Here is a 25,059-nt window from a genome sequence, read left to right as displayed (position 1 = left end):
AGTATGACCAATGCAGCGATTTCTGTAAAAGGATTAAAAAAATCCTTTAAAGACAAGGAGGTGTTAAAGGGGGTGGATTTTGAGGTGCAGCGTGGCGAAATTTTCGCACTGCTGGGCTCAAATGGAGCTGGCAAGACGACGACGGTCAACATCCTCTCGACACTGATGAAGCAAGATGGTGGTGAAGTAGGTATTTGCGGTTTTGACGTTCAGCGTCAACCGGATCATGTTCGTCAAAGTATCAGTCTGACAGGACAGTTCGCAGCTTTAGACGGTATGCTCACGGGGAGAGAAAACTTGATAATGATCGCCAAGTTGCGTGGAGTTTCCAATCCCGCTCAAGTTGCCGACAATTTGCTTGCAAGATTTAGCCTGACAGATGCAGCTAACCAGAGGGCAGACCAGTATTCGGGAGGGATGAAGCGCCGGTTAGATATCGCCATGAGCTTGATCGGGACGCCAGCAGTCATTTTTCTCGACGAACCGACGACAGGGCTTGACCCCGAAGCGCGGATTGAAGTGTGGGATACCGTCAAGGAACTTGCTGGCGGTGGCACAACAATCTTGTTGACAACTCAGTACTTGGAGGAAGCAGAACAACTGGCCGACCGTATCGCTATCTTGCATGGCGGAAAAATTATTACGACTGGTACTCTTACTGAACTTAAAGAGATGTTTCCACCAGCAAAAGTGGAGTACATCGAGAAGCAGCCGACATTGGAGGAAATTTTCCTCGCGATCATCGGTAAAAAGGAGGAGATGTAAATGAAAAGCAAAACAGGGGTGTTATTAGGACGGTTAATGCGAAACATCATGCGCAGTCCAGATACGATTATTACGGTAGCAATTACACCAATTATGATGATGCTGTTGTTTGTTTACGTATTTGGTGGTGCCATAGAGACAGGAACAGATAACTACGTCAATTATTTATTACCGGGAATCTTGTTGATGGCTATCGCATCCGGTGTCGCTTACACTTCCGTACGGCTGTTTACGGATGTAAAGAGCGGGCTGATGGCGCGTTTCATTACTATGCCCATCAAGCGTTCGTCTGTATTGTGGGCTCACGTATTAACTTCACTTGTTGCTAATGTGCTTACTATCGTGGTGGTTATCCTCGTTGCACTCTTAATGGGCTTCCGTTCCAGCGCTAATATTCTAGATTGGCTCGCGGTAGCTGGGATACTCGGGATGTTTACGCTGGCGCTGACATGGCTCGCTGTCATTCCCGGATTGACAGCGAAGTCTATGGAAGGGGCGACAGCCTACTCGTACCCGCTAATTTTCCTGCCGTTTATTAGTTCGGCCTTTGTTCCTACCGAAACTATGCCTAAAATTGTTCGTGCGTTCGCTGAGAACCAGCCCGTGACTTCAATCGTGAATGCGATTCGTGCCCTCTTGTATGAAGGGTCTGTTAGCAACGATATCTGGATCGCGCTTGCTTGGTGCGTCGGCATCATGGTCATCGCTTACTTCTTCGCCAATAAAGCATTTAAACGTCAGTTAGGGTAAGTACACCATCGGTTCGGTGTCTCGTGACAACTAAATTTTCCGAAATAAAATATATGTTTGGAAAAGTGGATTAAAATCACATTAATCTTAGTTATTGCTATAGTTGTTGGTATTTTTACTGGTTACACAGTTGGTACGTATGTAGGTTCAGACGTTGAAAAAAAGCAGACTGAGAGAGTTGAAGGGGAAGAAATAATATTTTGAACTCAATTCTAATCGTCATATAATTAATGCAATTTTTATATGTGAAAAGCCCACCTATTTCCGTAGGTGGGCTTTATCTTTATTACACAATACAAAAGTATACTCTCTTTTTTTCATAAACTTTATGTAATTATGCATATTTAGATAAAACTACACTTAATAAATATTACATATTGTAAAAGATATCCTGTGGAGTTATTCTTTTAAAAGGCGTAACATGTCAATCATTATAGAAGTTGTGGTGGCTCCTTGGGGGGAGAAGTTCCTTTTTTCTGAAAAATGAATATAAATTCATTATATATAATAAATATTCGTAAAAATATTTTTATGTTTTCTTAATTTATTTCTTTACATCTGCATGGGTCATTTAGTATAACAGTTTTCACGTCTAAAATAAGGTGCTTCAACAAAGGAGAATATAAGTATCTTTATAACGAGTTCCTAATATAATCAATGTGTTAACAAAAGGAAATCTGTATTATTTTTGCTTTTCTACCGACTAATACAGCTTCAAACGATGGACACAATTGCTACATACCACTTGGAATTAATTATCTATTCATAATTCTGATTATTCAATCTTTCTAAAAATAAAAAAACATTAGACTCGTAAATATTAACGTTATAATGAGGGCGTCGAGAGGTAATCTATTACCGACGGAGAAAATATCAAACATTTTAAAATTGGACAGACTGACACGATTACTTTAAGAAAGGTGTGTGCTTAGAAGGGGGATTTATTCAAAATAGTTCAGCAACAGTGGACATCGCATTAGCTAGCGTAAATAATATCAAAGCTACTGGCGAAGTTATTGAAGCGATGTATAGGGTTGGTTGGAGGATAAATGCCTCGCAAATTAAGAGAGACAGACAGGTTTAGGTGGAATCGATTACAATGTAGAAAATTTTGTAAGCGATTCATTTTTCAAAAATGTTCTATATTCCTAAGCCTAAAAAGAGACGTAAGAATAGGATACAAGGGGGAATAATTATATGAATGGGAATACTGCAAAAAATATAGAATTTCAAGCTGAAAATACTGCAGTAAAAAATGAGGAATATCTAGATCCTAAAAAGTGGCATAAACAAGATACTACCTGGGCATTGAGCCTTTTTGGAACAGCAATTGGAGCAGGAGTACTCTTTTTACCTATTAATGCAGGTTCAGGTGGTTTATTATCATTACTGTTAATTACCATACTTGCATATCCTGTTATGTATTATTCACATAGGGCGCTTGCTAAAATGATATACGCTTCAAATTCTGCTGATGAGGGGATTACAGGCACGATAAGAGAGTATTTCGGAAATAAGGCAAGTATCATTTTTAACATAGTATATTTCGTCTCAATTTATACGATCGTGTTGATGTATTCGGTTGCACTTACAAATACTGCGAGTAGTTTTATCGTGCATCAATTGCACATGCCGGAGCCTCCAAGGGCCATTTTATCGCTTGTATTAGTACTCGGTCTTATCGCTATACTAAATTTTGGTCAAGATATCACTGTAAAGATAATGAGCATGCTAGTATATCCTTTCATAGCTTCTCTACTTTTTATCGCAATATCTTTAATTCCACAGTGGAATACGTCAATGCTTAGTTTTTCAAGTGTTTCTACTGCTTCAACAGGAACAGGATATTTTGGAACGATATGGATGATACTACCAATCATAGTGTTCTCGTTTAATCATTCTCCTATGATTTCGTCATTCGTTATGAAACAGAGAGCTACCTATGGAATAGACGCTACTGATGCCAAGTGTGCTCAAATACAAAAAGTTTGTTATATCATGACATTCGTTGTTGTTATGTTCTTTGTTTGGAGCAGTACTTTAAGTTTGACTCCAGATGATCTTAAGATGGCAAAAGAACAGAACTTGTCAATCCTATCATATCTTGCTAATGAGCTTAATTCGCCTGTAATCACTATTGCAGCTCCTATCATTGCTTTTGTGGCTATTACAAAGTCTTTCCTTGGCCATTATATAGGAGCGTATGAGGTAATGCGTGACATGATTATGAAGTCCGGTAAAAAACGTGGGAAAAATATAGGAGAAAAAACAGTTAAGACAATGATTCTTACTTTTGTCGTATTAACATGCTGGTATGTGGCCTATGCAAATCCAAGTATTCTTGGAATCATTGATGCCCTTAGCGGTCCGTTAGTTGCTGCTATTTTATGTATATTACCAATGTATGCGATCCGTAAAGTACCAGTACTAGCTAAATACAGAGGGAAAATGAGCAATGTATTTGTCATTGTTATAGGTATACTTACTGTCCTAGCAAGTATTAAGTCATTATTCTAATTCACTATTGTTGGTTCTAGTCCAAAAATAGTGGGATATGAAAAAAGAACGAAAGAGATTATGGATAAGATAAATCCACATTCGAAACTTAAACAAGCAATTTAATGAGGGTTAAACTCTAATATAAAAAGACATGAACAAAGATTAGTTCATGTCTTTTTTGTGTTGGCGCTATTCCTAGAAGAGCGTTTAAAGCAGCCGTAGCGAATAAAATGGTTTTACTAGATATTTGAATAGAAGTAACTGGTCACTGCTTATGGACAGTATAAACATAATCTCTCTTGTAAACCTTCTAACACTTCTTCAGGCACTTCCTTGATTTTGATATCTTTACCTAGGAAAAGTAGCCAATTTGTTATTTCCGTTAATTCATCGAGATTGTTAACGTTGATAAACGTCTTTAGAATGGCTGTGGATTGATAAGGGTTTGTATAAGAAATAGAAACTTTTAAAGGATGATACTTTTTGAACTGGGCAATCGCTTTTGGACCAAGTTCAAGTACAAGGTTGATTGCTTCGTCTTTCTTACTTAATTTTTCCAAAATCTTTTTCTTACTTACTCTCTTTTTCGTCTTATAGGGCTCGACATTAATGAGATGATCGACAGGGAGCATCTTCTTTTTTTCTTCTTTTATGTCAAAGCCTTCAATTATCCAATGGCTTTTTTCTTGATAAAGGTGTAGTAGATAAATTGGATAAGACTTGATTTCCTCCTCTTCTTTGGTGGTAACCAATAAATGGCTATCCAAAAGAAGGATTTGGATGAGTTTTTCTAACATGGGATGGGGGAGGTCGGAAAGCTCAAGTAAATCGGGATTATGGGGATTAGTCCCTCCAAAAAGCAAGATTTGATTTAAAAGAACAAGGTCCTCCTGCTGGATTTCTGAGATGAGTCCTAGTAGTTTTTCAGCTAAAGACTGACGACTCTTTAGATAGGGGAGTTGTTGATTTCTTGTGGCCATAAAGGCAATAAAAAGAGCTTTAACCTCATTATCAGTAAAGCGAACAACGGGCAGGATAGAGTTATGCATAACAAAATATCCCCCAGCCCTTCCAACTTCAGCGACAAGTGGCATCCCCATGGCTTCAATCTCTCTAATGTCTCTAATAGCTGTCGATCGTGAGATGTTAAATTCTCGTATGATTTCAGAAATTGTAAAGTGGGAGCGGTTGTTGATATACCGCATGATGGTATTAATCCGTTCAACTTTTTTCATTTTGGTCTCCTAAACAGTATCATTTTTTGACATGATTTAAGGATATTATAAACTCAGCAGATGAAAAGATAAATCATTTGATTAATTTAAAAAAGAGGAAGGTTTTGAATATGAAAAATTATACTTTAGAAGAAAAAGATAGCTTTATCGTGTTAGGTATTGGAACTGAACTTAAGAGCGAATACACAGACTTTGCTGGAATAAATAAAGAAAAGGAAGACTTTTGGTGGGCCGTTAAACAAGATGGAAGGCTGGATACTTTAAAAGCTATAGCTACAAATGATTACATTTTTTCCGTGAGCGAAGCGGTAAATAACAAGATGATGTATTATGCTGGTGTCATGACAGAGGAAACGATACAAGAAGAATCTAGAGTTATCCAGTTTCCTATGGGAGAATACTTAGTAGTTAAGGGGGAAGGCAAGACAGCTGAGGAGTTAAGTAATAAGCTTACTGGAATTGCCTTTGGTCAAGTTTTACGAGAAGCAAAGGATTTTGCCTATGTTGGTGGGCCAAATGCAACAGTTGAGATGGGGCAGCGAAATGGCTTAGTATTTGGTGAAATGTGGATTCCGGTTGTTAGGAAGTAAAGAGTTAAAAGGAGAGATAGAATTGTCCAACGTCGTTGATTTTAAAAATGTAACTACAGCTGGCTTAGAGTCTTCACCTGTAGCAGAAGCGCTTGCTGGTTTACGTGCCCATGAGGCCCGTTACTTTATGAACAAATACAAGTATGAATTTACGGTTGTCCCAGCTAGTGAAAGTAAGGAGAATCTTGATTATGTGAACCGCATTTTGAAAGAAGAGCGTAATATTGAGTTTGCGGCAAAACCTATAGAAACATCTTGTTTTCAAGTGGAAAATATTAAATTTACCTACGTCTTTTATGAGGATGGTCTTGCAGTCAACGTCATGTATACATTGGATAACCCGAAGAAGCGGGCTGTCGGATTTAAGCTTTCTGAAGGAATGGAGATACCAACGGAGTTAGCAGAGAAGTTTAAGTTTGCTAGGCAGAAGTCTAAATTAGCTGGAACAATTCGGGGGTCGTTTTTTGTAATAAAAGGAGAATATAGTGTAAGTTAAAGAACCTAGTCGTTTGTTTTATTTTAACAGGCGCGATTATGGAAGGTGTGGCTAACGATCTTGAATTGTTAGCCTTTTTTATACTGTAACAATTAAAAAGCTAAAACCCATATCAGGATAAATAATGTGAAAAAATGAATAAAGTAATAGAGAAAGGCTGATTTCTTGTAAGAGTAGGGATCTGCCTTTTCTTTGCTACCGATAATAGTACGTAATGTTAATCTTTTCTCTCCACACTCGTGATAAAATGAACGATAAGAAATTTATATAATAGTTTACCTTCAGTTTCTATAATATAACCTAATAAATGGTAATATATGTTATGTATAATAGATATTTTCTTTATAAAATAAGGGGGAATATTATGACTGAAACAAACGAATCTTCAGGAGCCAATCTAGAAAAAGATGTGAAGTTTTCTATTATAATCCCTGCACACAATGAAGAAAAGTACATTAGAAAATGTTTAGATTCAATTGCAAAGGCATCAGAGGCATATAAAGATCAAACTGAAGTCATAGTTGTTTTAAATCGTTGCACAGATAAAACAGAGGAAATAGCAAAATCTTATAACTGTATTACATTAAAAAATAACGATAAAAACTTATCTAAAATCCGAAATGCAGGGGCTAAAATAGCTAGTGGAGAAATAATCATTACTATAGACGCTGATACCCAAATGACAGAGTCTATGTTGTCTAATGTAGATAAATATTTAGCCTCAGGTAAATACATTGGTGGTGGGGTAACTGGGAAGTTTGAAAGAATATCTTTAGGAATATTCCTTTCCGCAATGTTAATAATAATCCCCTTACTTTTTAAGTATGGAGCTATATCTGTAGGGATTTTTTGGTGCTATAAAAAAGACTTTATGGCAATCAACGGATTTAATGAAAATATGCTTATGGCAGAAGATGCTGATTTCGCTAAACGGTTAAAAGAATTGGGGAAGCAAAATAATAAGAAATTCGGTACAATTAAAAATGGAATGATAACTTCATGCAGAAGATTTGATAAATATGGAGACTGGGCTTTACTTAAAAATCCAAAAGTAATCTTAGCCTATCTAAAAGGAAATGATAAAAAATACGCAGATAAAACCTATTATGATAACCAAGAAAGATAACAATGGAGAAAATCGGCAGGGAATAGTGAGAACAGCTGATACTCTTTTAGTGGATGGGTAGCCGATAAAAACTTGTATCATGCTTGCAGTAGAAGAAACAGAAAAAAGGATAACTACAATTAAAGGCTTATATGATTAACCTTAGTTATAAAAAATTAATAAATAAATATAACAAGAAAACCATCAATTTGATTAATCTTTTTTCAAATTGATGGTTTTTATTTTTGAAATAAATAGCTATTTTATAAAAAATGTTTTTTTGACCCCGATAAATTTTTTTGTTCCTTCGAATATATATATATAGTAAAGAAAATGGAAGAAAAATGATTATGAAAAAACACGATTAAAAAGAAATTTTACACAAGAAACATTAGAAAAAAGTGACAGAAGACTTAGGGAAGTAAGATAAGCTTTTGACAAAGAAGAAAAAGAAGCAATAAAAGTAAAAGTACACATCGAAAATAACATTGAAGCATTAATAAAATTGCTAGATCAAACGGGGAATCCGAAATAAATGGATGAAATTACCGAAAATATAGAGAAGAGTTATTCAAAGATTGCAGCTAAAATAGAAAAAGAGCAAGCAAAACAAGCGGACGCTATTGCGAAAGAGAATAAGAAGGTAGATCAAAATGCAGACTTAACTCTAGCACAAACAGAAAAGAATAATCATTAAGAAAACGGTGAAAAAAGTCGGCCTCGAAAAATATGAGCAACAGCAAGAAGACAAGCCCAAAAAAAGTACTAAGAAAATGTGGTTAAATGGTCACTTGTTTAGTGACCATTTTGCTATTTGAAGCAGAAGGAGGCAGGGAGATTACTAGTGTTGAGTTTAGTAATGAAGATCTTAAAAAAAACGAAAATAGAAGATATCGTATATAACATACAAAACAACGGAGGAGATAAGGAAGCTTTTATCGTACAGTATCAGCCTTTTATTAGAAAATCAATTTCGTCTGTCTGCCGCCGATATATTACAGAACAGGATGATGAATATAGCATTGGATTGTTTGCGTTTAACCAAGCAATTGAACAGTATTCATATAAAAAAGGAAAATCTTTTCTAGCGTTTGCTGATCTTCTTATAAAAAGAGACGTAATTGACTATATACGCAAGGAGTCTAAGCATAATCTTGTCTTTTTAAAAGAAGATAAGCAAGAGGAAATGTTAGAAATGCAAGTATCGCTTACGGAGTATATGAAAGAGATAGAAAATAGTAACCGTAAGGAGGAAATTCTTCATTTTCAAAGTGTGCTAGCTGAGTTTAAAATCACATTTTCAGAGCTTGCTAAGGAATCTCCTAAGCATCGTGATACGCGTGAGCACTTAATAGAAATTGTAAAGATTATTATAAAAGATGAGAAAATGATGGAAGAGCTGTTCCGAAAGAAAAAGTTACCGCTTAAACATATTGAACCGCGTGTTAGAGTAAGTCGTAAAACGTTAGAGCGGCATAGAAAATACATTATTGCAATGTGTATTATCTTTGCAAACAACTATACATATATTCTTGATTATATAAGAGGGGTAGCATGATGAATAAAGGAATTGTGATGGATATAAAAAAACATAGCGTAGTTGTCTTAACTCCAAATGGAGAATTTATTTCGTTTAAAAGAAAAGCGCACTCTTACATGATTGGAGAGGAAATCTCGTTTAACGAACAAGAACAAAGAGCACCGCACTTTTCAATCCCTTCTTTCTTAAAGCCTGCATCATTACTTGTTCCTTGTTTTCTATGTGTGTTGCTGTTTTTCTACAACCAACCGGAAGAAAAAGTATTTGCTTATGTCTCAGTTGATATAAATCCAAGTTTAGAGGTGAGCGTAACAAAGGATCTTCGTGTTATAGATTTGCGAGCTTGTAATGATGATGGAAGGCGTATTTTAAATGAAATGAAGCGATGGGAAAATAAACACCTGCAAGACGTAATACGTACTATTATAAAGAAGAGTCAAGAGGATAAGTACTTAACGAATGATAAGCAAGTTATGCTAACAGCTGTTACAAAGGACAAGTCGCTAGAACCACAGTTGGAAAAGGCTATGCAAGAATTAAAGAAAGAGTATGAGATAAAACATATTACAGTCGTATATCAAAGCAGTACGATGCAAATGCGAGAGAATGCCAAGAAAGCAGGGGTTGGCACAGGTGTTTATATAAAGCAAGAGAATGAGAAGCGGAAATCACTTACTCCTCCTGCGCCGCCGTCTAATCAAGAGGAGCGCGATGAGGAGATACATTCGCAACAAAAGTCATCTCCTGATGCATCATCGAATTCGTCTCCTGTAAAAGAAGAAAGATACGAGAAGCAAAAGTATATAGAACAAAAGCAATCCAAGGAACAGCAACCTAAGCAAATAAAAGAAAATAATAGACATCAGCAAGAGAACAATGGTAGGGGATCTCAGCAAGGAAATAATGGAACCCAGCAAGAGAACAACGGTAGAGGGTCTCAGCAAGGAAGTAATGGAAACCAGCAAGAAAACAATGGTAGAGGGTCTCAGCAAGGAAATAATGGAAACCAGCAAGAAAACAACGGAAGAGGATCTCAGCAAGAGAACAATGGTAGGGGATCTCAGCAAGGAAATAATGGACATCAGCAAGAGAACAATGGTAGGGGATCTCAGCAAGGAAATAATGGACATCAGCAAGAGAACAACGGTAGGGGATCTCAGCAAGGAAATAATGGACATCAGCAAGAGAACAACGGTAGGGGATCTCAGCAAGGAAATAATGGAAACCAGCAAGAGAACAACGGAAGAGGATTTCAGCAAGGAAATAATGGACATCAGCAAGAAAACAACGGTAGGGGATATAAACAAGAAAATAATGAGAATCAGCAAGGAAATAAAGGTAACATAAACGAAAATAACGGGTCTGCAAATGAGGACGAAAACATTCCTGCCACATAACATCAAGGGAATGGAAAGAAGAATCTATAAAATATTGAAGATGGGGATTCGTTTCATGTTAATAAATCCCTCTAGTTTCAAACTAAAGAAATTCTTATTATTTAAATTTTTTAAATGACGGACACAAAATCGTATATCCTTTCGAATTATATATATGGATATCATTAATATTTATATAAAAGGGGAGAAAAAATATGAAAGAAACAAAAGAAATGTATGAAGAAAACGCTGAAGTATTAAAGGTATTGGCGCATCCTGTCCGTTTATCCTTAGTAAAAATAATGCTTGCAAAAGGCCCTACTAATGTAACAACAATGTATGGGAATTTACAAATGCCCCAAAGTACAATTAGTCAACATTTATCCAAACTAAAAGCTGCTAAAATCGTTACAGGTACTCGGAAAGGATTAGAAATTTATTATGAAGTAACGGACAATCGTACAAAAGCAATATTATTAAGTTTGGCTTAAATGTTGACTTTCTAAACTTTAAAATTAAGAAGATACTAAAGCTATACTGTGGCTATAATTTTTAAGACTTTGATACAAGGGCTATATTTATAAGTATATGTAATTTTTTTCACTACAGTTAATTCCTTTGAGAAGTCAGCTTTTGTTTATTTTAGGGGTGTTTTTTGTTAGCTTAATAGTGATATGAAGGTACCCCTAGTGTAGAATTTCAGAAAAAATCTTGACATAGAAGATGTAACAAAGTTGATAGGGTTCTTTTAGTCATTTAATCTTTTTATCTGATGATCTTTTCCCCATTCAAATAGTTCATCCATAATTTGCATTAAAGATTTTCCATATTCGCTTATTGTGTACTCGACCTTTGGTGGTACTTCTTGATATACAGTACGATGGATAATTCCATCAGCTTCAAGTTGCCGAAGTTGTTGTGTAAGAACTTTTTGCGTAATGTTTGGGACTTCTCGTTTTATTTCATTCGTTCGCATTTTTCCATCCATCAAAACACATAATATATGAACTTTCCATTTTCCACCGATTACTTCGAGTGTCGTTGCGATTGGACAATCATCATTTTGATTCATATAACACCTCCAAAGGTACTTTAAGGTTCCTATAGCACTTGAAAGTACGTACTTTCCAATTATATGTGACTCATTCATACTAATACTAAAGGGTTTGAATTATTTATAAGGGGGAAGAAAATATATGAAAACACTTGTAATTGTAGCACATCCTGATATTGAAAATTCTCGAATTAATAAAAGATGGGTAGAAGAACTTGAGAAATATTCGGATGAAATAACCGTGCATGAACTATATAAAGTGGCACCAAATTGGGAGTTTAATGTTGAAGAAGAACAAAAGTTGTTAGTAGAGCACGACCGATATATATTTCAATTTCCGCTCTACTGGTATAGCTCACCACCATTATTAAAAAAATGGTTCGATGATGTATTAACATATGGATTTGCCTACGGATCAAAAGGGGATAAAGTGAAGGGGAAAGAATTTGGTGTAGCTATCTCTATAGGTGGATTAGAAAAAGACTATAAAAATAGCGGAATTACGATGGATGAGTTGACGAAACCATTTCACGCTACGTGCTTATATACAGGAATGGAATTTATGCCTTCATTTTATTTATACGGAGCGGAGTATAAACTAAGTGATGAAGAGATTAATAAAAGTGCACCGGAGTATGTGCGATATGTGATGAATAAGGAGTATTCTAATATATAAGAGGAAATAGCCATTTACTTGTTAAGTAGATGGTTATTTTTTATTCACTTTATATTAACTAAGTGTAATCTTTAGTAAATTAATAATTAATCTGGTAAAATAAAAAACCTAACATATATAAAGGGGAGTTTTACTTGAGAACGATGCAGCAATTATTACAAAAAAGATCCATGCAATCACCAAATTTGGAAGCGCTTGTTGGGAGAGAGAAAAGATATTCGTTTCAACAATATAATGAACGAGTAAATCAACTTGCGCATTACTTGTTACATAGCGGTGTGCAAAAAGGGGATCACATAGGAGTTTTATGTAAAAACAATCCCCCGCTTCCAACAATTATGATGGCAAGTTTAAAAATTGGAGCGGTATTTATTCCGCTTAATCATCAGCTTACTGCTTATGAATTAGAATCGATTGTAAAAGAAGCGAGATTAAAAGTATTAGTTATTGATGATGAATTTAGTGAAGTTGTATTAAAGGTTGATGCAGTTAAAGAAATTCCTAATGTAATTGAAACAACAAAAGAAGGTTTCGGTGCTTTTGAATTAAAACTACAAGAACAGCCAATAACAGAACCGAACGTGGCAGTTCATGAAGATGATGATGCTATTTTCTTATTTACTTCAGGAACGACTGGACAGGCAAAAGCATGTGTAATTGGTCATAAAAACTTACATCATTATTTTACTGAGATTGCGGGGCAAAGAGAAATTCCAGCAGGTGAACGCTTTTTATCAGTGCATCCATTGTTTCATATGAGTGGCGTGCTTTCTATTTTAAATTGTATTTATCATGGCATTACGATGATCTTCTTAGCTGATTCGAATCCTACTCTTATTTGGGATAAGATTGAAGAAGAGAAAATTACTACGATGCTTGCGTTCCCAGCTGTTTATAGTTATATGCTTGATGAACTTAATAAAAAAGAGCGTAACATCTCGACTTTGAAAGTGGCACAAAGCGGTGGTACAAAAGTACCAGAAACGCTCATTCAAAAATATATGGAAAAAGGAATATATATGGTGCAAGGCTATGGTAGTACAGAAGGTTGGGTAGTAACCTCATGGCATCCAAATATGGGGAAAGAAAAAATGTCTTCTGTAGGGAAAACACTTAAACATGTAGAGTTAAAAATTGTTCATCCAGAAACGGGTGATGAATTAGCAACGAATGAAGTTGGAGAGATCCACGTAAGAAGTCCTTACATGTTTAAAGGATATTGGAACAACGAAAAGGCGACAGAGAAGGTAGTGAAAGATAATTGGTTTAACATGGGTGATGCCGGCATGATAGATGATGATGGATTCCTACATATTATGGGAAGATATAAAGATGTTATTGTGCACGGTGGTGACAACGTATATCCAGATCAAGTAGAAGATGTAATTCATGAAATAAATGGTGTTCTAGAAGTTGCAGTAGTTGGAGTCCCAAATGACTTTTGGGGGGAGGTTCCAACAGCTTACACTGTAAAAGACATTAAAACATCTTTAACAGAAGAAGAAATTATTCAACATTGTAAAGAAAAACTAGCAAATTATAAAATACCAGAAGTTGTATTTATGGACGAATTACCGAAAAACGCTTTAGGGAAAGTGCTGAAGAGGGAATTAAGAGGAATTGTACTTGTAAAATAAAAAATGATTAAACGATGAGGAATCCAGTTATGTACAAAGCATAACTGGATTTTTGTTTATAAAGAACATAATAATTTACTAGATTTTGTATTTTGTGTAAGATAATAAAGAATATTCAATTAATAATTGAGGGAAGAGATATAAATGAAGCTGCCACTATTACAAGTAGAGACAGAGAGACTTATTATTCGTCCATTTCAAAAAGAGGATTATGAAAGTTGGTTAGATGGATTCAATAAGAGGTTACCATCTCAATATAAATACGATGATGGCTATCATGACATGTCGTCTTCAACAAAAGAATGGTTCACGGAGTGGATAAGAGGATTTGATGAGGCGGCACGACGGGATGAAATGTACATTCTAGGTATTTTTCAGAAAGAAGATGGCGCCAATATTGGAAAGCTAGAACTTATAAAAATTTTACGTATGGACTATCAATGGGCAATGATGGGCTACTCTATTCATAATCAATATTGGAAAAATGGATACGGAGTAGAAAGTGTAATAGCTGCGCTACCGTTATTTTTTTATATCCTTCAATTTCATAGAATCGAATTACATATACATATTGATAATGAGCCATCCATTCGTCTTGCAGAAAGAGCAGGATTTTCCTTTGAATGTAAGAGAAAGGCTTTTTCTCTTGAAAATGGTAAGTGGGCAGATTTTCTTATTTATTATAAAAATAAGGAGATGGATATATGAGAGTCCTTATTACAGGTGGAAATCGTGGATTAGGGTTACAGTTAGTAAAAGTATTTCTGAAAAATGGTTGTTCCATTAAAAATGAAATTGAATTATATTATAAAATTTTTAAAGAAGATTAGAGGATAAGAAAATGAAAAACATAAACATATTTCATTACGATGCATTTACTAATAAACCAAATATGGGAAATCCCGCAGGTATTGTATTGGAAGCGGATGGATTAACTGAAGAGGAAATGCAGCGTATTGCTGAAAAAGTTGGATTTAACGAAACATCTTTTGTTCTTTCCTCAGAAGAAGCAGATATAAAGATTCGCTATTTTACCCCTGGTCATGAAATGGATTTATGTGGACATGGGACAGTGGGTACTATATATGCCTTGCGTGAAAGAGGTTTATTAGAACAGAAAACAAATCTTACGATTGAAACAAGAGTTGGAATTTTACCAATACATATAGGTGTGAATGGAAATGGAGAAACTATTATTAAAATGAGGCAGGCAACACCTCAGTTTCAGAACTTTACAGGTTCAAAAGAAGAATTAGCTCATTGTATTGGTTTGAAAGTTCATGATTTAGATGCAAGGTTACCAATTATTTATGGAAGTACAGGTAATTGGACTTTAATTGTACCTATTAAAAATCTTGATTCATGTGAGAGGATGAAACCTAATAATGATGAATTTCCATCGGTATTAAAAGAAATACCAAATGTCTCTATTCATCCACTTTGCATAGAAACATATGATGCAGAAGCAAAAATGCACGGTCGTCATTTTTCATCACCTTATTCTGGAACGATTGAAGATCCAGTGACAGGAACGGCTTCAGGTGTAATGGGAGCGTATTATGCGACGTATTTGGAGAAAGATTTTGACCACGAATTGGAGTTAATCGTTGAGCAGGGACAGGAAATAAATAAAGATGGTCGTGTAACGGTTTATGTAACGAAAGATGTAGAAAATGAGAAGTTACAAATAGATATTGCTGGAACTGCTGTGTATGTGAAGGAGTTTGAAGTTTCAATTTAAAAGAGAAAAGCCGGTCGTATAGCCGGCTTCCTTATCTGTTCAACACTTCAATATACGAAGCGTCTCCTGTTGTTCTTATAGTAGAGCGGAAATTGTTATTTTCTAATGTTTCAGCAACTTGTTTTAATTGCTGTGCATCATCATGGTGAATGAGTAAACTATCTGCACCACTTTCTTCTATATGAATATGTTCGACATTTCCAATCGCTTCATGTATAGCTTTTAAAAATTCTGGTTTCATAATGTCCTCCTATATGTATGTAACGTTGTTATTTAGTATTTCCTTATTTATGAAATATAAAAGTAAATGAAAGGAGAAATGAAAATGAATATAACGCAGTTTAATGAACATATTACATCACTTTTTCAAGAACACCTTAATAAATACGGTGATGATGAGTATGGTTTTACTCACATAAGTAAAGAGGAATTTCACAAAATAGGTTACACAACAAATTTGACGCTAGAAACAATTGAAGAAGCATACAGAAATGGTGTCGATATGATACTTACACATCATGCACCATGGAGCTTTTTATTCGGTATGGAAGAGGCTTGTATTGAGAAACTAAAACAATATGAAATGAATCATTTTTGGATTCATTTGCCGTTAGATTTCGTAAAGTTTGGCACGTGTACGTCGTTGTTTAAAGAAATTGGGATAGATACAATACTGGAATATTCCACGTATGAGGAGGAAGAGCTACCGGGAATAGGAGAATATGAAGAAGCGATTCTATTTTCAAACTTAGTTGAAAAACTTGAAGAGAGAATGGAAGAGAGTGTGAAGAGTTGGGAAAATCACGATAGACCAGTGAAACGAATTGCGATTTTAACGGGTGCAGGGAACAATACAAATCTTATTGAGCGTGCACTAGCAAAAGGTTGTGATACGTACATAACAGGAGAAAAAACATTATATACAGTGCAACATGCAAAATTTAAGGGGATTAATTTGATTGTAGGTAGCCATACGTTTACAGAAGTATTTGGTGTAGAAAGTTTAGCTCGTAAATTAAAAGGAAGAGATTCTACAATTGAAATTACTAGATTAAATGAAGAGCATTTGGAGTAAAGAAAATGGTCACAATATACGCCAATTATGGGGAAGCAAAAGTGAAATTAACGTGGAAAAAAGATTGTACATTACCCGAGTACGAAAAGATTACGAGCGTGCATGGCTTTTGTTTTTATCATGATAAAGTGTTGCTCATTGATCATCATAATCGTGGTTGGGAATTTCCTGGTGGACATATAGAAGAAGGAGAACTACCCGAAGAATGTTTTAAAAGAGAAGCGTGGGAAGAAGGGTATGTAAAAGGAGAATGTACTTTATTTGGATATATTATCGTTGATCATAGTGATAATCCAAATTGGAATGAAGGTAGCCCGTATCCGAAAGTAGGATATCAGCCGTTCTATCGAATGGATATAACCGAAGTATATGAGTTTGATGGTGAATATGAGTCCGATAAAAGGATGTTTGTTAGAGTAGAAGAAGTCGCATCGCATTATCATAAATGGAATGAATTATGTGATGAAATATTGAAAGAGGCAGTCTTAATAAAATGAAAATCAATCTTTGTTATATTAAGATTTTAGGAGGTTTTTCTTTATATTTGTCAAATAATAGTAGGGGTGTCTTTTGAATTGAGGGAATCTTCGGAATTAAGGGTGGGAGAAATGGACATTTCAATAATCGTTGAACAACTAGTTAATGAGAAGATTATTTCATATTATCCGAAAAGCATTAAAGTGTTGAACGGGGGAACGACAAGTACTGTATATTTGTTGGACGAAAAATACGTTGTAAAGTTGAATAAATCGGAAGTGGTACGTGAAGAAGCTGATTTTCTTTCTATTTATGATGGGAATACTTTATTTTCAACACTTTTGTTTAAGGATCCTTTAAACAGATATATTGTGTATTCCTTTCTTGTAGGGACTACTTCGTGCGAACTTGGGTATAAGAGGAGCACACTTTGTACACTTGTAAAAGAAGTAATTAATACGTATGAAATAGTTCCAAAGGTAGATGGATGGGGATGGAAAGATAGTCCGGTTCAATCTTGGACAGAGTTTTTATTAACAAATGTAATGGAAGCTCGTGAAAATTTGGGGCAGTGCATAAGTGATGAAGAACATCAGCTTGTTCTTACACTTGTAAATAGTCCAAAAAGAGGTAATGGAATAGATAGGCCGTTTTTATTACATGGTGATCTTGGATTCCATAACTTTATATTTCGAGATAATAAGTTATATGGTGTGATAGATCCTTTACCAGTCTTAGGAAATCCTATATACGATTTAATATACGCGTTCTGTTCGACTCCGGAAGATTTAACGAAAGAAACAATTCAATATGTGATGAAACAATGTGTATTTCATAAAAGAGATAAGGAATTATACGAAGAAATAATAATAGGTTTATTTTTGCGTATAGATACGTGTTTAAGGCACCACCCGAAAGATTTAGAAGATTACTTAGTGGCTTGGCGTTATTGGATTAATGAGATTTAGTATATCAATTATCAGCTTAATAAAACTTTAGGGATAGGAGAATAACTATGAAAAATTTCGTTTGTACAACGTGTGGCGTACAATATGCAGCAAGTGCAGAGGAACCGGTAAGTTGTCTCATTTGTAATGAGGAGAGACAGTATATTAATCCGAAAGGCCAGTCTTGGACAACTTTAGAAAACTTGCAAACTAGTGATACATATAAAAATGAAATTACCTGGGAAGAAAATGGGCTTTATAGTATTACGACAAAACCAGAATTTGCGATCGGTCAAACGGGATATGTAGTAAAAACGGAATCGTATCGTTTACTATGGGATTGTATTACTTATTTAGATGAAACGACAATTGAGAAGATAAAAGAGTGGGGCGGATTAGATGCGATTGCACTATCTCATCCGCATTATTATTCAACTCAAGTAGAATGGGCAGAAACATTTGATGTACCAATTTATATACATGAAGACGATAAAGAGTGGGTTATGCGCCCGAGTAGTCGTATTATTTATTGGTCTGGCGAGTCTTTACAATTAGCGGATGGAATAACTGTACATCGTCTCGGAGGACATTTTAGCGGTGGTTCTGTATTACATTGGAAAGAAGGAAATGATGGGAAAGGTATTTTACTAACAGGTGATATTATTCAAGTTGTAGCGGATCAGCAGTGGGTAAGCTTCATGTATAGCTATCCAAACTTAATTCCATTACCGGCGAGAAAAGTTGAGGAAATGGCGAATCGAGTGAAACCGTTACAATTTAATCGTCTATATAATGCTTTTCACCGAGTAGTAAAAGAAAATGCAAATGAGGCAGTTGAACGTTCTGCGGAAAGATATATTAAAGCGATAGAAGGAAAGCTATTTCATACGTAAAGGAGTGCTAGATTAATGAAAACGTTAGTATGCTTTGGGGATAGTATTACAGCTGATGAAATATTTTTCGATGGAACGCCGAGATTAACACCACGTTTGCAAGAGGTGTTTCCTAATTTGAAGGTAGTTAATGCGGGTGTTCCAGGGGATAATACATTTGATGCGTTAAAACGTATTGAAGAGGATGTATTATCATATAAACCAGACTTTGTAACAATTTTTCTAGGTACGAATGATGCAGTCTCTTTTGCTCAAGTGCCATTACAAGCATACAAAGAAAACTTAGAGAAGATTGTGGATCAGATTTCATCAGAAAAAGTACTACTCATTAGTCCTGCACCAGTTGATGAAGAAAGACAGTATAATAGAACAAACAAAATACTCGGTCAGTATGCAGAAGTAGTAGAGGAAGTGGCGAAAGAAACAGGAAGTCATTTTCTAAATTTGTATGCTGAAATGATTCAAGAATCGAATTATAAAAGCTTCGTAGAAGATGATGAAAAAGATGGATTACACTTTGGACCGGAAGGTTATGAGTATTTAGCGAAGTTAATTGGTGAAAAGTTAAAAGGGATTTTATAAAAAGCAAAGCGATATCGCTTTGCTTTTTACGGTTTCTTTTTAAAGGAATCAATCTAGAAATACTTGTTGCAATGCCTTCAGACCATCGTTGTAGATTCCATGAAACAGATTAATTGCCTCTTCATCACTAACCCCTACAGGAGTGAAATTACCAGACCACTCTACTAACGATGTGTTACTTTCAGTACCTTCTTTAACCTGGATCGTGGATTGATAATTAGTGACTGGGAATGGTGCATTCATAATTGAATACGTGTAGTAGCGCTCCTTATCATTGAATACTTCTAAGCGCTCTATAATCGTATCACCATCTGGATTAGCTAGATGACGTACACGACCGCCTTCAGTTACTTTACTGCTAGGTATATAAGGTAACCAGTCTGGAAGGGAGTTGAAACCTCCAATTAATTGCCATACTTGTTCAGGTGAAGCAAAAATTGTCATAGATGTAGTAGTATGTGCCATATCCATTACGCTCCTTTTATCTCGCTATTTGCGGGTAATAAGACTCTCACCTCAAAATTCAGCGAATATGAGGTGGGGAGTCGGTCTGCCCGTAAAATCCCCACTGATTAAAGTTTCACTTTATTTCACGTTGATTGGTAGTGGTGCATTAGGTGCTACTAGTTTTTGTTCGCGCATTTCTTCCCAGAATGCTGCTGGAATCACTGTGTTCAATGCAGCTTGGTCTTCTGCAATTCGTTCAGGTTTACTTGCACCAGGAACAACAGCAGCAACTGCTGGATTAGCTAGTGAAAATTGCAATGCAGCAGCCTTGATGCTGATTTCGTGACGGTCTGTAAGAGCTTTGATTTTCTCAACTTTTGCAATAATTTCTGGTGACGCTTTTTGGTATTCGAAGTGAGTACCTCCAGCAAGAACACCTGAGCTGTATGGGCCGCCAACAACAATATCCATATTATGCTTTACAGCTGCAGGCATTACTCGTTGTAAGGCACGCTCGTGGTCTAATAATGAATAACGACCAGCTAACAAGGATATATTTGGCTTCGCTTCTTCCAAATCAAGCATAAGTTCAATTGATTCTACTTTGTTTACTCCAAGTCCCCAACCTTTAATGACTCCTTCTTCACGTAAACGTGTTAGCGTACGGAATGCTCCTGTTCGAGCCGTTTCAAATTGTGAAATCCACTCGTCGCCATAAAAGTCTTGTGCTAAATCATGAATAAAAACAAAGTCTAGACGATCCGTTTTTAAACGTTTCAAACTTTGCTCAATAGAGCGAAGGGTTGCATCTGCGCTATAGTCATTGATCATTTTATTTTTACGACCAAATTCGAAAAGTCCGCCTTTTTCACCTAAATCACGTGCAGATGGATCTTCAAGTTCATCCGAAATAGTTCGACCTACTTTTGTACTTAAAAAGTAATCATCCCGATTTCTTTTCGACAGTGCTTCACCAAGACGAATCTCCGCTAAGCCAGATCCATAAAGTGGAGCTGTATCAAAATAACGAACGCCATTTTCCCAAGCAGCATCCACTGTAGCGATTGCTTCTTCTTCTGGGATATTACGGTACATATTACCTAGTGGTGCTGTACCAAAACCAATTTTTTCTTGTAGTAAATTACTCATTAAAGATATCCTCCTAAAATTTATTTAAAAATTGATTAATCAGTGTGAATGGATGTGAAAAACAAAAACTGATCAAATCAATACATGTCATTTCATCGCCTGATAAAATGCATTATAAAAGTATTGAAACAGTTAAAAAAGTACGCACTTTAAAGTACGATGGGTACTTAAAGGTAACATAGGTAATTTCTAATACTGTATTGCTCACTAAACTCTTACATATGCTATTATGAAATGTATTTTACATAATAAAAAGTACGTACTTTAAAGTGTTATAGATACTAAAAAGTAATACAGGTACTTTTTAGTGCCGTACTACTCATTTACTGTTTACGTATGCTATTATGAAACATGTTTAACACAATAAAAAGTACGTACTTTAAGGTGCTATAGATACTTAAAAGTAATATTTAAACTTTTGGCTGAATTGTTTTATGAAATTATTAAAGGAGATTTTATATGAAAACATACAATATTCCTGTGGAGGCAACTTTAGAGGTTATCGGTGGAAAGTGGAAAGTAGTTATACTGTGTCATTTAAAGAAAGGCAAAAAGAGAACGTGTGAATTAAAACAATTAATGTCTGGTATTACACAAGAGATGTTAACACAACAATTACGTGAACTAGAAGAAGATGGTGTAATCCATAGAGAAGTGTATAACCAAGTACCACCAAAAGTAGAATATTCTTTAACTGATTACGGTCGTTCTTTAGATTCTATACTCGATTCCCTTTGTAATTGGGGAGAATACCATCTCGAGAAGAATGGGAACACGTCCATGCTTATTACAGCAGCCGAATAATAAAAAAGGAAAAAACGAACAGAAATATGTTCGTTTTTTCCTTTTTGTTTTGCAATGTCTATAGAAGGAGATTTTATAAATGCGTTTTTAAGTGGCATAATTACTTTTCGGTAATATAGGTACTTTTTTGTACTGTAGGAACTAAAATGTGCCGTATAGAAAATTATTTAGTTTTACGCAACAATAGATAAGGAATTTATAAAAAAGGAGAGGAGATTGCGTGAAACAATATAATATACCTATAGAAGCAACTTTAGAAATAATCGGTGGGAAGTGGAAGGTCGTCATTTTATGTCACTTAACTAAAGGAACGAAGCGAACGAGCGAGTTACAACGGCTGATTCCTGAAATTTCTGTTAGAATGTTGACGCAGCAACTACGTGAGCTGGAAGAAGACGGTGTGATTACACGTAAAATTTACAAACAAATTCCCCCTCGAGTAGAATATTCCCTAACTGATTATGGGTGGTCTTTACAAAATGTATTAAATTTATTAACCGCATGGGGAGAACGATGCATAGATAGAAAAAACAATAAAGTTAAGTGAAATCTCTATATGTAATATTGAAAACACCACCTAATGACGAGGTGGTGTTTTTCAGTTAATAAACTACTAAACGACGGTGGGATTTCTCTTCTTCATTGTATTACTTCGCCAACTAATGGTGGGGCTACTAATGGTTGGATTGAAAAATATATATTCCCTGGTGGATATGTTCCTGCTGTTAACGAATTAATCACGAACATGACAAACGAACAATTTTTCATTGTTGATGTTGAAAGCTTACGTAGACATTACGGTAAAACATTACAGCATTGGGCTCGAAATTTTGAAAACGTACTGGAGGAAGTTCACAAAACGAAAGATGAGCGATTCATTCGTATGTGGCGCTTATATTTAAATGCATGTGCAGCTTCATTCTTTACAGGTAATATTGATTTACATCAATTTGTATTTACAAAAGGCATTAATGATACAATTCCTATGACACGTTCTTATATGTATGAATAAGAGCATGTAATCTAATAGCTCTTTACTCATCAAGTTTAAATAAAATGATGGTAGGACATAAGTCCATAACTTAAAGTCGAGATAGAAATCAGAAAATGATTTCTATCTCGACTTTTTCATTTAATATTTTAGATGCTTTTCAGCATGTTGAAAATATAAATTGCTTTTGCGATTTCTCGTGGAATGGGATTTCTATAACTATAAGAGCTATGGAGAATAAAACTGAAAAAGTATGTAATGAAATGAGCATGTCAAAAGGTTCATTTAATATATAACTTTAAAAACAAAACTATATACTTTTGATTGTAAAAATATATAATAAATATAGGGACGAAAATTTATTAGCAAGGAAGTTGAAGAACATGACATTAACAATGGGCTTTATTGGATTTGGAAAATCAGCGAACCGTTATCACCTACCTTATGTAAAAACACGTAAAAATATAAAAGTAAAAATGATTTTTGCACGCCAAATTAATGAAGAATTAGCGGCTCCATATGAGGAAAAAGGTGTTTACTTCACTACTGATTTGGACGAATTGTTGAATGACAAAGAAATTCAAGTGGTGACGATCTGCACGCCAGCGCATACGCACTACGAATTGGCGAAAAAAGTTATACTTGCTGAGAAATCAGTTATCGTTGAAAAACCATTTTGCGATACAGTTGAACATGCTAAAGAATTATTAGCTTTAGGCCGAGAAAAAGGTGTGGTAGTTATGCCTTACCAAAACCGCCGTTTTGATGGTGATTTCTTAGCTATGAAGCAAGTTGTTGAACAAGGATTCCTCGGTGATATTGTTGAGGTTGAATCACATATTGATTATTTCCGTCCTGGTTCAATCACTCACGAAGGTCCAAAAGAAGAAGGTTCATTTTACAGTTTAGGTATTCATACGATGGACCGCATGATTTCACTATTCGGCCGTCCGGATACGGTGACATACGATATTCGTAATAATGAAGTGGAAGGTGCGGTTGATAACTATTTCGATGTTGGTCTACATTACGGAAATCAACTGAAAATTAAATTGAAAACCAATCATGTTGTAGCGAAAGATTATCCACGCTTTATCGTTCATGGAACAAATGGATCATTTATTAAATACGGTGAAGATCAGCAGGAAAATGATCTGAAGGCGGGTATTATGCCTGAGAGTGCAGGATTTGGTGAAGATTCACCGATGTACTATGGAGTTGCTAAATATCGTAACGCAAACGGTGACTGGATTGAAAAACAAATTAAAACGCCGCTTGGTGATTACGGTCGTTTCTATGATGCAGCGTACGAAACAATCGTAAATGGTGCAACAAAACTTGTGAAAGACGAAGAAGCGATAACGAATATTGAAATCTTGGAAAACGGATTTGCTGTACCATCACCTTCAGTTTACAAACTTGAAGCTTTAAATTGGAACGAATAGAAGGTAGTTAAGTATAAAAGGAGGTAGGGAAGTGGCAAGTGGATCAACTCAAGTAAAATACCTCGGCATTTATCAAAAAATTAAACAGCAAATTTTAGACGGTGAATATAAAATCAACGGAAAAATTCCGAGTAGCCCCGTCCTTGCTGAAGCATTTGGCGTTTCAGCCCTTACTATAAAAAAAGCGCTGGATCTGTTAGTTAGAGACGGCTACATCATCCGCCGGCGCGGAAGCGGAACAGTGGTTCAAGATTGGCGTCAGCAGGAAAAGGCACGAATGATTCAAACCTTAACAGGTACAAAAGCCATTTACGGCAGTGAGGTAGAAAGTAAAATTATCGAGTTTACGATTGTCGGTGCCGATGAAATAATTGCTGAAAAATTAGGGGTTTCAGTCGGTGATTTCGTCTATAAAATCATCCGCCTCCGCATCATCCATAGTATTCCGACGATTATGGAGCATACATGGATGCCTATTTCGGTCATCCCAGGTGTTGAAGCTTCGGTTTTAGAGGTGTCGATATACTCGCACATTCAAAATAAACTTGGTCTAGAAGTGGGAACATCCGTTGTTAGGATCAAAGGAATTCGTCCAGATGATAGAGAAAAGCAGTTTATGAATTTAACAAATCAGGATTTCCTAATGCGAGTCGAACAAGTGGCCTACTTGACGGATGGACGAACATTCGAATATTCTTACGCCGATCATCTGCCAGAAACCTTTGAATTTGAAACAGTGATTACGGCAAAAAGTTATAAAGAGTCATAAAAAACGGTTGAGGCAA

General features: G+C 35.6%; 29 protein-coding genes and 3 pseudogenes. 27 read left to right on the top strand and 5 right to left on the bottom strand.

Translation table 11 applies throughout. From position 1 onward, the window contains the following. Nucleotides 1-3: 3 nt before the first annotated feature. The 5 genes and pseudogenes from ACTFQM_RS12425 to ACTFQM_RS12405 all read left to right on the top strand — a co-directional run bounded on the left by ACTFQM_RS12425 (nucleotide 4) and on the right by ACTFQM_RS12405 (nucleotide 4,032). Nucleotides 4-765 (top strand): ABC transporter ATP-binding protein, encoded by a 762-nt coding sequence (locus ACTFQM_RS12425; protein ID WP_427288141.1) that lies wholly within the window; start codon nucleotides 4-6, stop codon nucleotides 763-765. Further along, a complete protein-coding gene (locus ACTFQM_RS12420; RefSeq protein ID WP_098476073.1) occupies nucleotides 766-1,515 on the top strand; it encodes an ABC transporter permease in 750 nt (249 codons plus the stop codon). Nucleotides 1,516-1,572: 57 nt separating this feature from the next. Further along, a pseudogene (locus ACTFQM_RS12415) lies at nucleotides 1,573-1,753 on the top strand (PRK06770 family protein); the annotation flags it as partial. Nucleotides 1,754-2,464: 711 nt separating this feature from the next. Continuing rightward, a pseudogene (locus tag ACTFQM_RS12410) lies at nucleotides 2,465-2,588 on the top strand (L-serine ammonia-lyase, iron-sulfur-dependent, subunit alpha); the annotation flags it as partial. A gap of 124 nt (nucleotides 2,589-2,712) precedes the next feature. Continuing rightward, nucleotides 2,713-4,032: an aromatic amino acid transport family protein gene (locus ACTFQM_RS12405; RefSeq protein ID WP_178939431.1), complete on the top strand. Its 1,320-nt coding sequence runs from the start codon at nucleotides 2,713-2,715 to the stop codon at nucleotides 4,030-4,032. A 254-nt stretch (nucleotides 4,033-4,286) separates the two neighbouring features. Here the strand turns inward: ACTFQM_RS12405 and ACTFQM_RS12400 are convergent, their stop codons facing one another. Then, complete coding sequence (locus ACTFQM_RS12400) at nucleotides 4,287-5,249, bottom strand: helix-turn-helix transcriptional regulator (RefSeq protein WP_440034549.1); 963 nt, start codon at nucleotides 5,247-5,249, stop codon at nucleotides 4,287-4,289. A gap of 110 nt (nucleotides 5,250-5,359) precedes the next feature. Here ACTFQM_RS12400 and ACTFQM_RS12395 point away from each other — a divergent pair, with 110 nt between their 5' ends. The 7 genes from ACTFQM_RS12395 to ACTFQM_RS12365 all read left to right on the top strand — a co-directional run bounded on the left by ACTFQM_RS12395 (nucleotide 5,360) and on the right by ACTFQM_RS12365 (nucleotide 10,847). Further along, nucleotides 5,360-5,839, top strand: coding sequence for a GyrI-like domain-containing protein (locus ACTFQM_RS12395; RefSeq protein ID WP_440034548.1), 480 nt, complete (start codon nucleotides 5,360-5,362; stop codon nucleotides 5,837-5,839). Continuing rightward, nucleotides 5,826-6,335 carry a phage tail protein gene (locus tag ACTFQM_RS12390; protein WP_440034547.1) on the top strand — a complete coding sequence of 170 codons (510 nt, stop codon included), beginning with the start codon at nucleotides 5,826-5,828 and terminating at the stop codon, nucleotides 6,333-6,335. Before ACTFQM_RS12395 ends, ACTFQM_RS12390 begins: the two co-directional genes overlap by 14 nt. A gap of 364 nt (nucleotides 6,336-6,699) precedes the next feature. Next, nucleotides 6,700-7,461, top strand: a complete 762-nt coding sequence (locus ACTFQM_RS12385) for a glycosyltransferase (RefSeq protein WP_440034546.1) — start codon at nucleotides 6,700-6,702, stop codon at nucleotides 7,459-7,461. 514 nt (nucleotides 7,462-7,975) lie between these two features. Next, the gene (locus ACTFQM_RS12380; protein ID WP_440034544.1) at nucleotides 7,976-8,137 is read left to right on the top strand and encodes a hypothetical protein; all 162 of its coding nucleotides are present in this window, start codon (nucleotides 7,976-7,978) and stop codon (nucleotides 8,135-8,137) included. A gap of 147 nt (nucleotides 8,138-8,284) precedes the next feature. Next, the gene (sigI, locus tag ACTFQM_RS12375; RefSeq protein ID WP_440034543.1) at nucleotides 8,285-8,998 is read left to right on the top strand and encodes an RNA polymerase sigma factor SigI; all 714 of its coding nucleotides are present in this window, start codon (nucleotides 8,285-8,287) and stop codon (nucleotides 8,996-8,998) included. After that, the gene (locus ACTFQM_RS12370) at nucleotides 8,998-10,377 is read left to right on the top strand and encodes an anti-sigma-I factor RsgI family protein (RefSeq protein WP_440035770.1); all 1,380 of its coding nucleotides are present in this window, start codon (nucleotides 8,998-9,000) and stop codon (nucleotides 10,375-10,377) included. Before sigI ends, ACTFQM_RS12370 begins: the two co-directional genes overlap by 1 nt. Nucleotides 10,378-10,571: 194 nt before the next feature. After that, a complete protein-coding gene (locus ACTFQM_RS12365; RefSeq protein WP_327921734.1) occupies nucleotides 10,572-10,847 on the top strand; it encodes an ArsR/SmtB family transcription factor in 276 nt (91 codons plus the stop codon). A 257-nt stretch (nucleotides 10,848-11,104) separates the two neighbouring features. On the opposite strand, the gene ACTFQM_RS12360 is transcribed toward ACTFQM_RS12365, so the two are convergent. Then, the gene (locus ACTFQM_RS12360) at nucleotides 11,105-11,428 is read right to left on the bottom strand and encodes a winged helix-turn-helix transcriptional regulator (RefSeq protein WP_440034541.1); all 324 of its coding nucleotides are present in this window, start codon (nucleotides 11,426-11,428) and stop codon (nucleotides 11,105-11,107) included. Between the two features lie 124 nt (nucleotides 11,429-11,552). Between ACTFQM_RS12360 and ACTFQM_RS12355 the strand changes: the two genes are divergently transcribed. The 5 genes and pseudogenes from ACTFQM_RS12355 to ACTFQM_RS12335 all read left to right on the top strand — a co-directional run bounded on the left by ACTFQM_RS12355 (nucleotide 11,553) and on the right by ACTFQM_RS12335 (nucleotide 15,464). Then, nucleotides 11,553-12,086, top strand: coding sequence for an NAD(P)H-dependent oxidoreductase (locus ACTFQM_RS12355; protein WP_440034539.1), 534 nt, complete (start codon nucleotides 11,553-11,555; stop codon nucleotides 12,084-12,086). 134 nt (nucleotides 12,087-12,220) lie between these two features. Then, the gene (locus ACTFQM_RS12350; protein WP_440034538.1) at nucleotides 12,221-13,723 is read left to right on the top strand and encodes a class I adenylate-forming enzyme family protein; all 1,503 of its coding nucleotides are present in this window, start codon (nucleotides 12,221-12,223) and stop codon (nucleotides 13,721-13,723) included. A gap of 144 nt (nucleotides 13,724-13,867) precedes the next feature. Next, complete coding sequence (locus ACTFQM_RS12345; RefSeq protein ID WP_440034536.1) at nucleotides 13,868-14,431, top strand: GNAT family N-acetyltransferase; 564 nt, start codon at nucleotides 13,868-13,870, stop codon at nucleotides 14,429-14,431. Continuing rightward, nucleotides 14,428-14,499 (top strand): annotated as a pseudogene (locus ACTFQM_RS12340) (SDR family NAD(P)-dependent oxidoreductase); the annotation flags it as partial. The gene ACTFQM_RS12345 and the pseudogene ACTFQM_RS12340, both read left to right, overlap by 4 nt. A gap of 65 nt (nucleotides 14,500-14,564) precedes the next feature. Then, nucleotides 14,565-15,464, top strand: coding sequence for a PhzF family phenazine biosynthesis isomerase (locus ACTFQM_RS12335; RefSeq protein ID WP_440034535.1), 900 nt, complete (start codon nucleotides 14,565-14,567; stop codon nucleotides 15,462-15,464). Nucleotides 15,465-15,495: 31 nt separating this feature from the next. Here ACTFQM_RS12335 and ACTFQM_RS12330 read toward each other — a convergent pair whose 3' ends face one another. Next, nucleotides 15,496-15,705 (bottom strand): hypothetical protein, encoded by a 210-nt coding sequence (locus tag ACTFQM_RS12330; protein WP_025149224.1) that lies wholly within the window; start codon nucleotides 15,703-15,705, stop codon nucleotides 15,496-15,498. An 84-nt stretch (nucleotides 15,706-15,789) separates the two neighbouring features. Here ACTFQM_RS12330 and ACTFQM_RS12325 point away from each other — a divergent pair, with 84 nt between their 5' ends. From ACTFQM_RS12325 to ACTFQM_RS12305, 5 genes are all read left to right on the top strand, one after another. Next, nucleotides 15,790-16,539 carry a Nif3-like dinuclear metal center hexameric protein gene (locus ACTFQM_RS12325; RefSeq protein WP_098304935.1) on the top strand — a complete coding sequence of 250 codons (750 nt, stop codon included), beginning with the start codon at nucleotides 15,790-15,792 and terminating at the stop codon, nucleotides 16,537-16,539. A gap of 5 nt (nucleotides 16,540-16,544) precedes the next feature. Then, nucleotides 16,545-17,036, top strand: a complete 492-nt coding sequence (locus ACTFQM_RS12320; protein ID WP_400531701.1) for an NUDIX domain-containing protein — start codon at nucleotides 16,545-16,547, stop codon at nucleotides 17,034-17,036. Between the two features lie 111 nt (nucleotides 17,037-17,147). Next, the gene (locus ACTFQM_RS12315) at nucleotides 17,148-17,984 is read left to right on the top strand and encodes an aminoglycoside phosphotransferase family protein (protein WP_440034533.1); all 837 of its coding nucleotides are present in this window, start codon (nucleotides 17,148-17,150) and stop codon (nucleotides 17,982-17,984) included. A 47-nt stretch (nucleotides 17,985-18,031) separates the two neighbouring features. Beyond that, the gene (locus ACTFQM_RS12310; RefSeq protein ID WP_440034531.1) at nucleotides 18,032-18,856 is read left to right on the top strand and encodes a hypothetical protein; all 825 of its coding nucleotides are present in this window, start codon (nucleotides 18,032-18,034) and stop codon (nucleotides 18,854-18,856) included. A gap of 15 nt (nucleotides 18,857-18,871) precedes the next feature. Beyond that, nucleotides 18,872-19,438, top strand: a complete 567-nt coding sequence (locus ACTFQM_RS12305) for an SGNH/GDSL hydrolase family protein (protein WP_400531696.1) — start codon at nucleotides 18,872-18,874, stop codon at nucleotides 19,436-19,438. 48 nt (nucleotides 19,439-19,486) lie between these two features. Here ACTFQM_RS12305 and ACTFQM_RS12300 read toward each other — a convergent pair whose 3' ends face one another. Next, the gene (locus ACTFQM_RS12300; protein WP_440034530.1) at nucleotides 19,487-19,903 is read right to left on the bottom strand and encodes an SRPBCC family protein; all 417 of its coding nucleotides are present in this window, start codon (nucleotides 19,901-19,903) and stop codon (nucleotides 19,487-19,489) included. Between the two features lie 120 nt (nucleotides 19,904-20,023). Continuing rightward, entirely contained in the window at nucleotides 20,024-21,034 is a 1,011-nt protein-coding gene (locus ACTFQM_RS12295; protein WP_071719081.1) for an aldo/keto reductase, read from the bottom strand. 459 nt (nucleotides 21,035-21,493) lie between these two features. Here ACTFQM_RS12295 and ACTFQM_RS12290 point away from each other — a divergent pair, with 459 nt between their 5' ends. The 5 genes from ACTFQM_RS12290 to ACTFQM_RS12270 all read left to right on the top strand — a co-directional run bounded on the left by ACTFQM_RS12290 (nucleotide 21,494) and on the right by ACTFQM_RS12270 (nucleotide 25,043). Continuing rightward, nucleotides 21,494-21,838: a winged helix-turn-helix transcriptional regulator gene (locus ACTFQM_RS12290; RefSeq protein ID WP_440034528.1), complete on the top strand. Its 345-nt coding sequence runs from the start codon at nucleotides 21,494-21,496 to the stop codon at nucleotides 21,836-21,838. A 220-nt stretch (nucleotides 21,839-22,058) separates the two neighbouring features. Beyond that, entirely contained in the window at nucleotides 22,059-22,385 is a 327-nt protein-coding gene (locus ACTFQM_RS12285) for a winged helix-turn-helix transcriptional regulator (protein ID WP_025149234.1), read from the top strand. 33 nt (nucleotides 22,386-22,418) lie between these two features. Then, nucleotides 22,419-22,850, top strand: a complete 432-nt coding sequence (locus tag ACTFQM_RS12280) for a class I SAM-dependent methyltransferase (protein WP_420271285.1) — start codon at nucleotides 22,419-22,421, stop codon at nucleotides 22,848-22,850. A gap of 362 nt (nucleotides 22,851-23,212) precedes the next feature. After that, nucleotides 23,213-24,274 (top strand): oxidoreductase, encoded by a 1,062-nt coding sequence (locus ACTFQM_RS12275; protein WP_071719080.1) that lies wholly within the window; start codon nucleotides 23,213-23,215, stop codon nucleotides 24,272-24,274. Between the two features lie 31 nt (nucleotides 24,275-24,305). Then, a complete protein-coding gene (locus tag ACTFQM_RS12270) occupies nucleotides 24,306-25,043 on the top strand; it encodes a GntR family transcriptional regulator (protein ID WP_327901725.1) in 738 nt (245 codons plus the stop codon). The last annotated feature ends 16 nt before the right edge of the window (nucleotides 25,044-25,059 follow it).

The sequence above is a fragment of the Bacillus cereus group sp. MYBK30-2 genome (assembly GCF_051915945.1).
Classification (GTDB): Bacteria; Bacillota; Bacilli; order Bacillales; family Bacillaceae_G; genus Bacillus_A; species Bacillus_A paramycoides.
The sequence above is the reverse complement of the archived record's forward strand: the minus strand, read 5'-3'. Positions and strand labels throughout refer to the sequence as shown.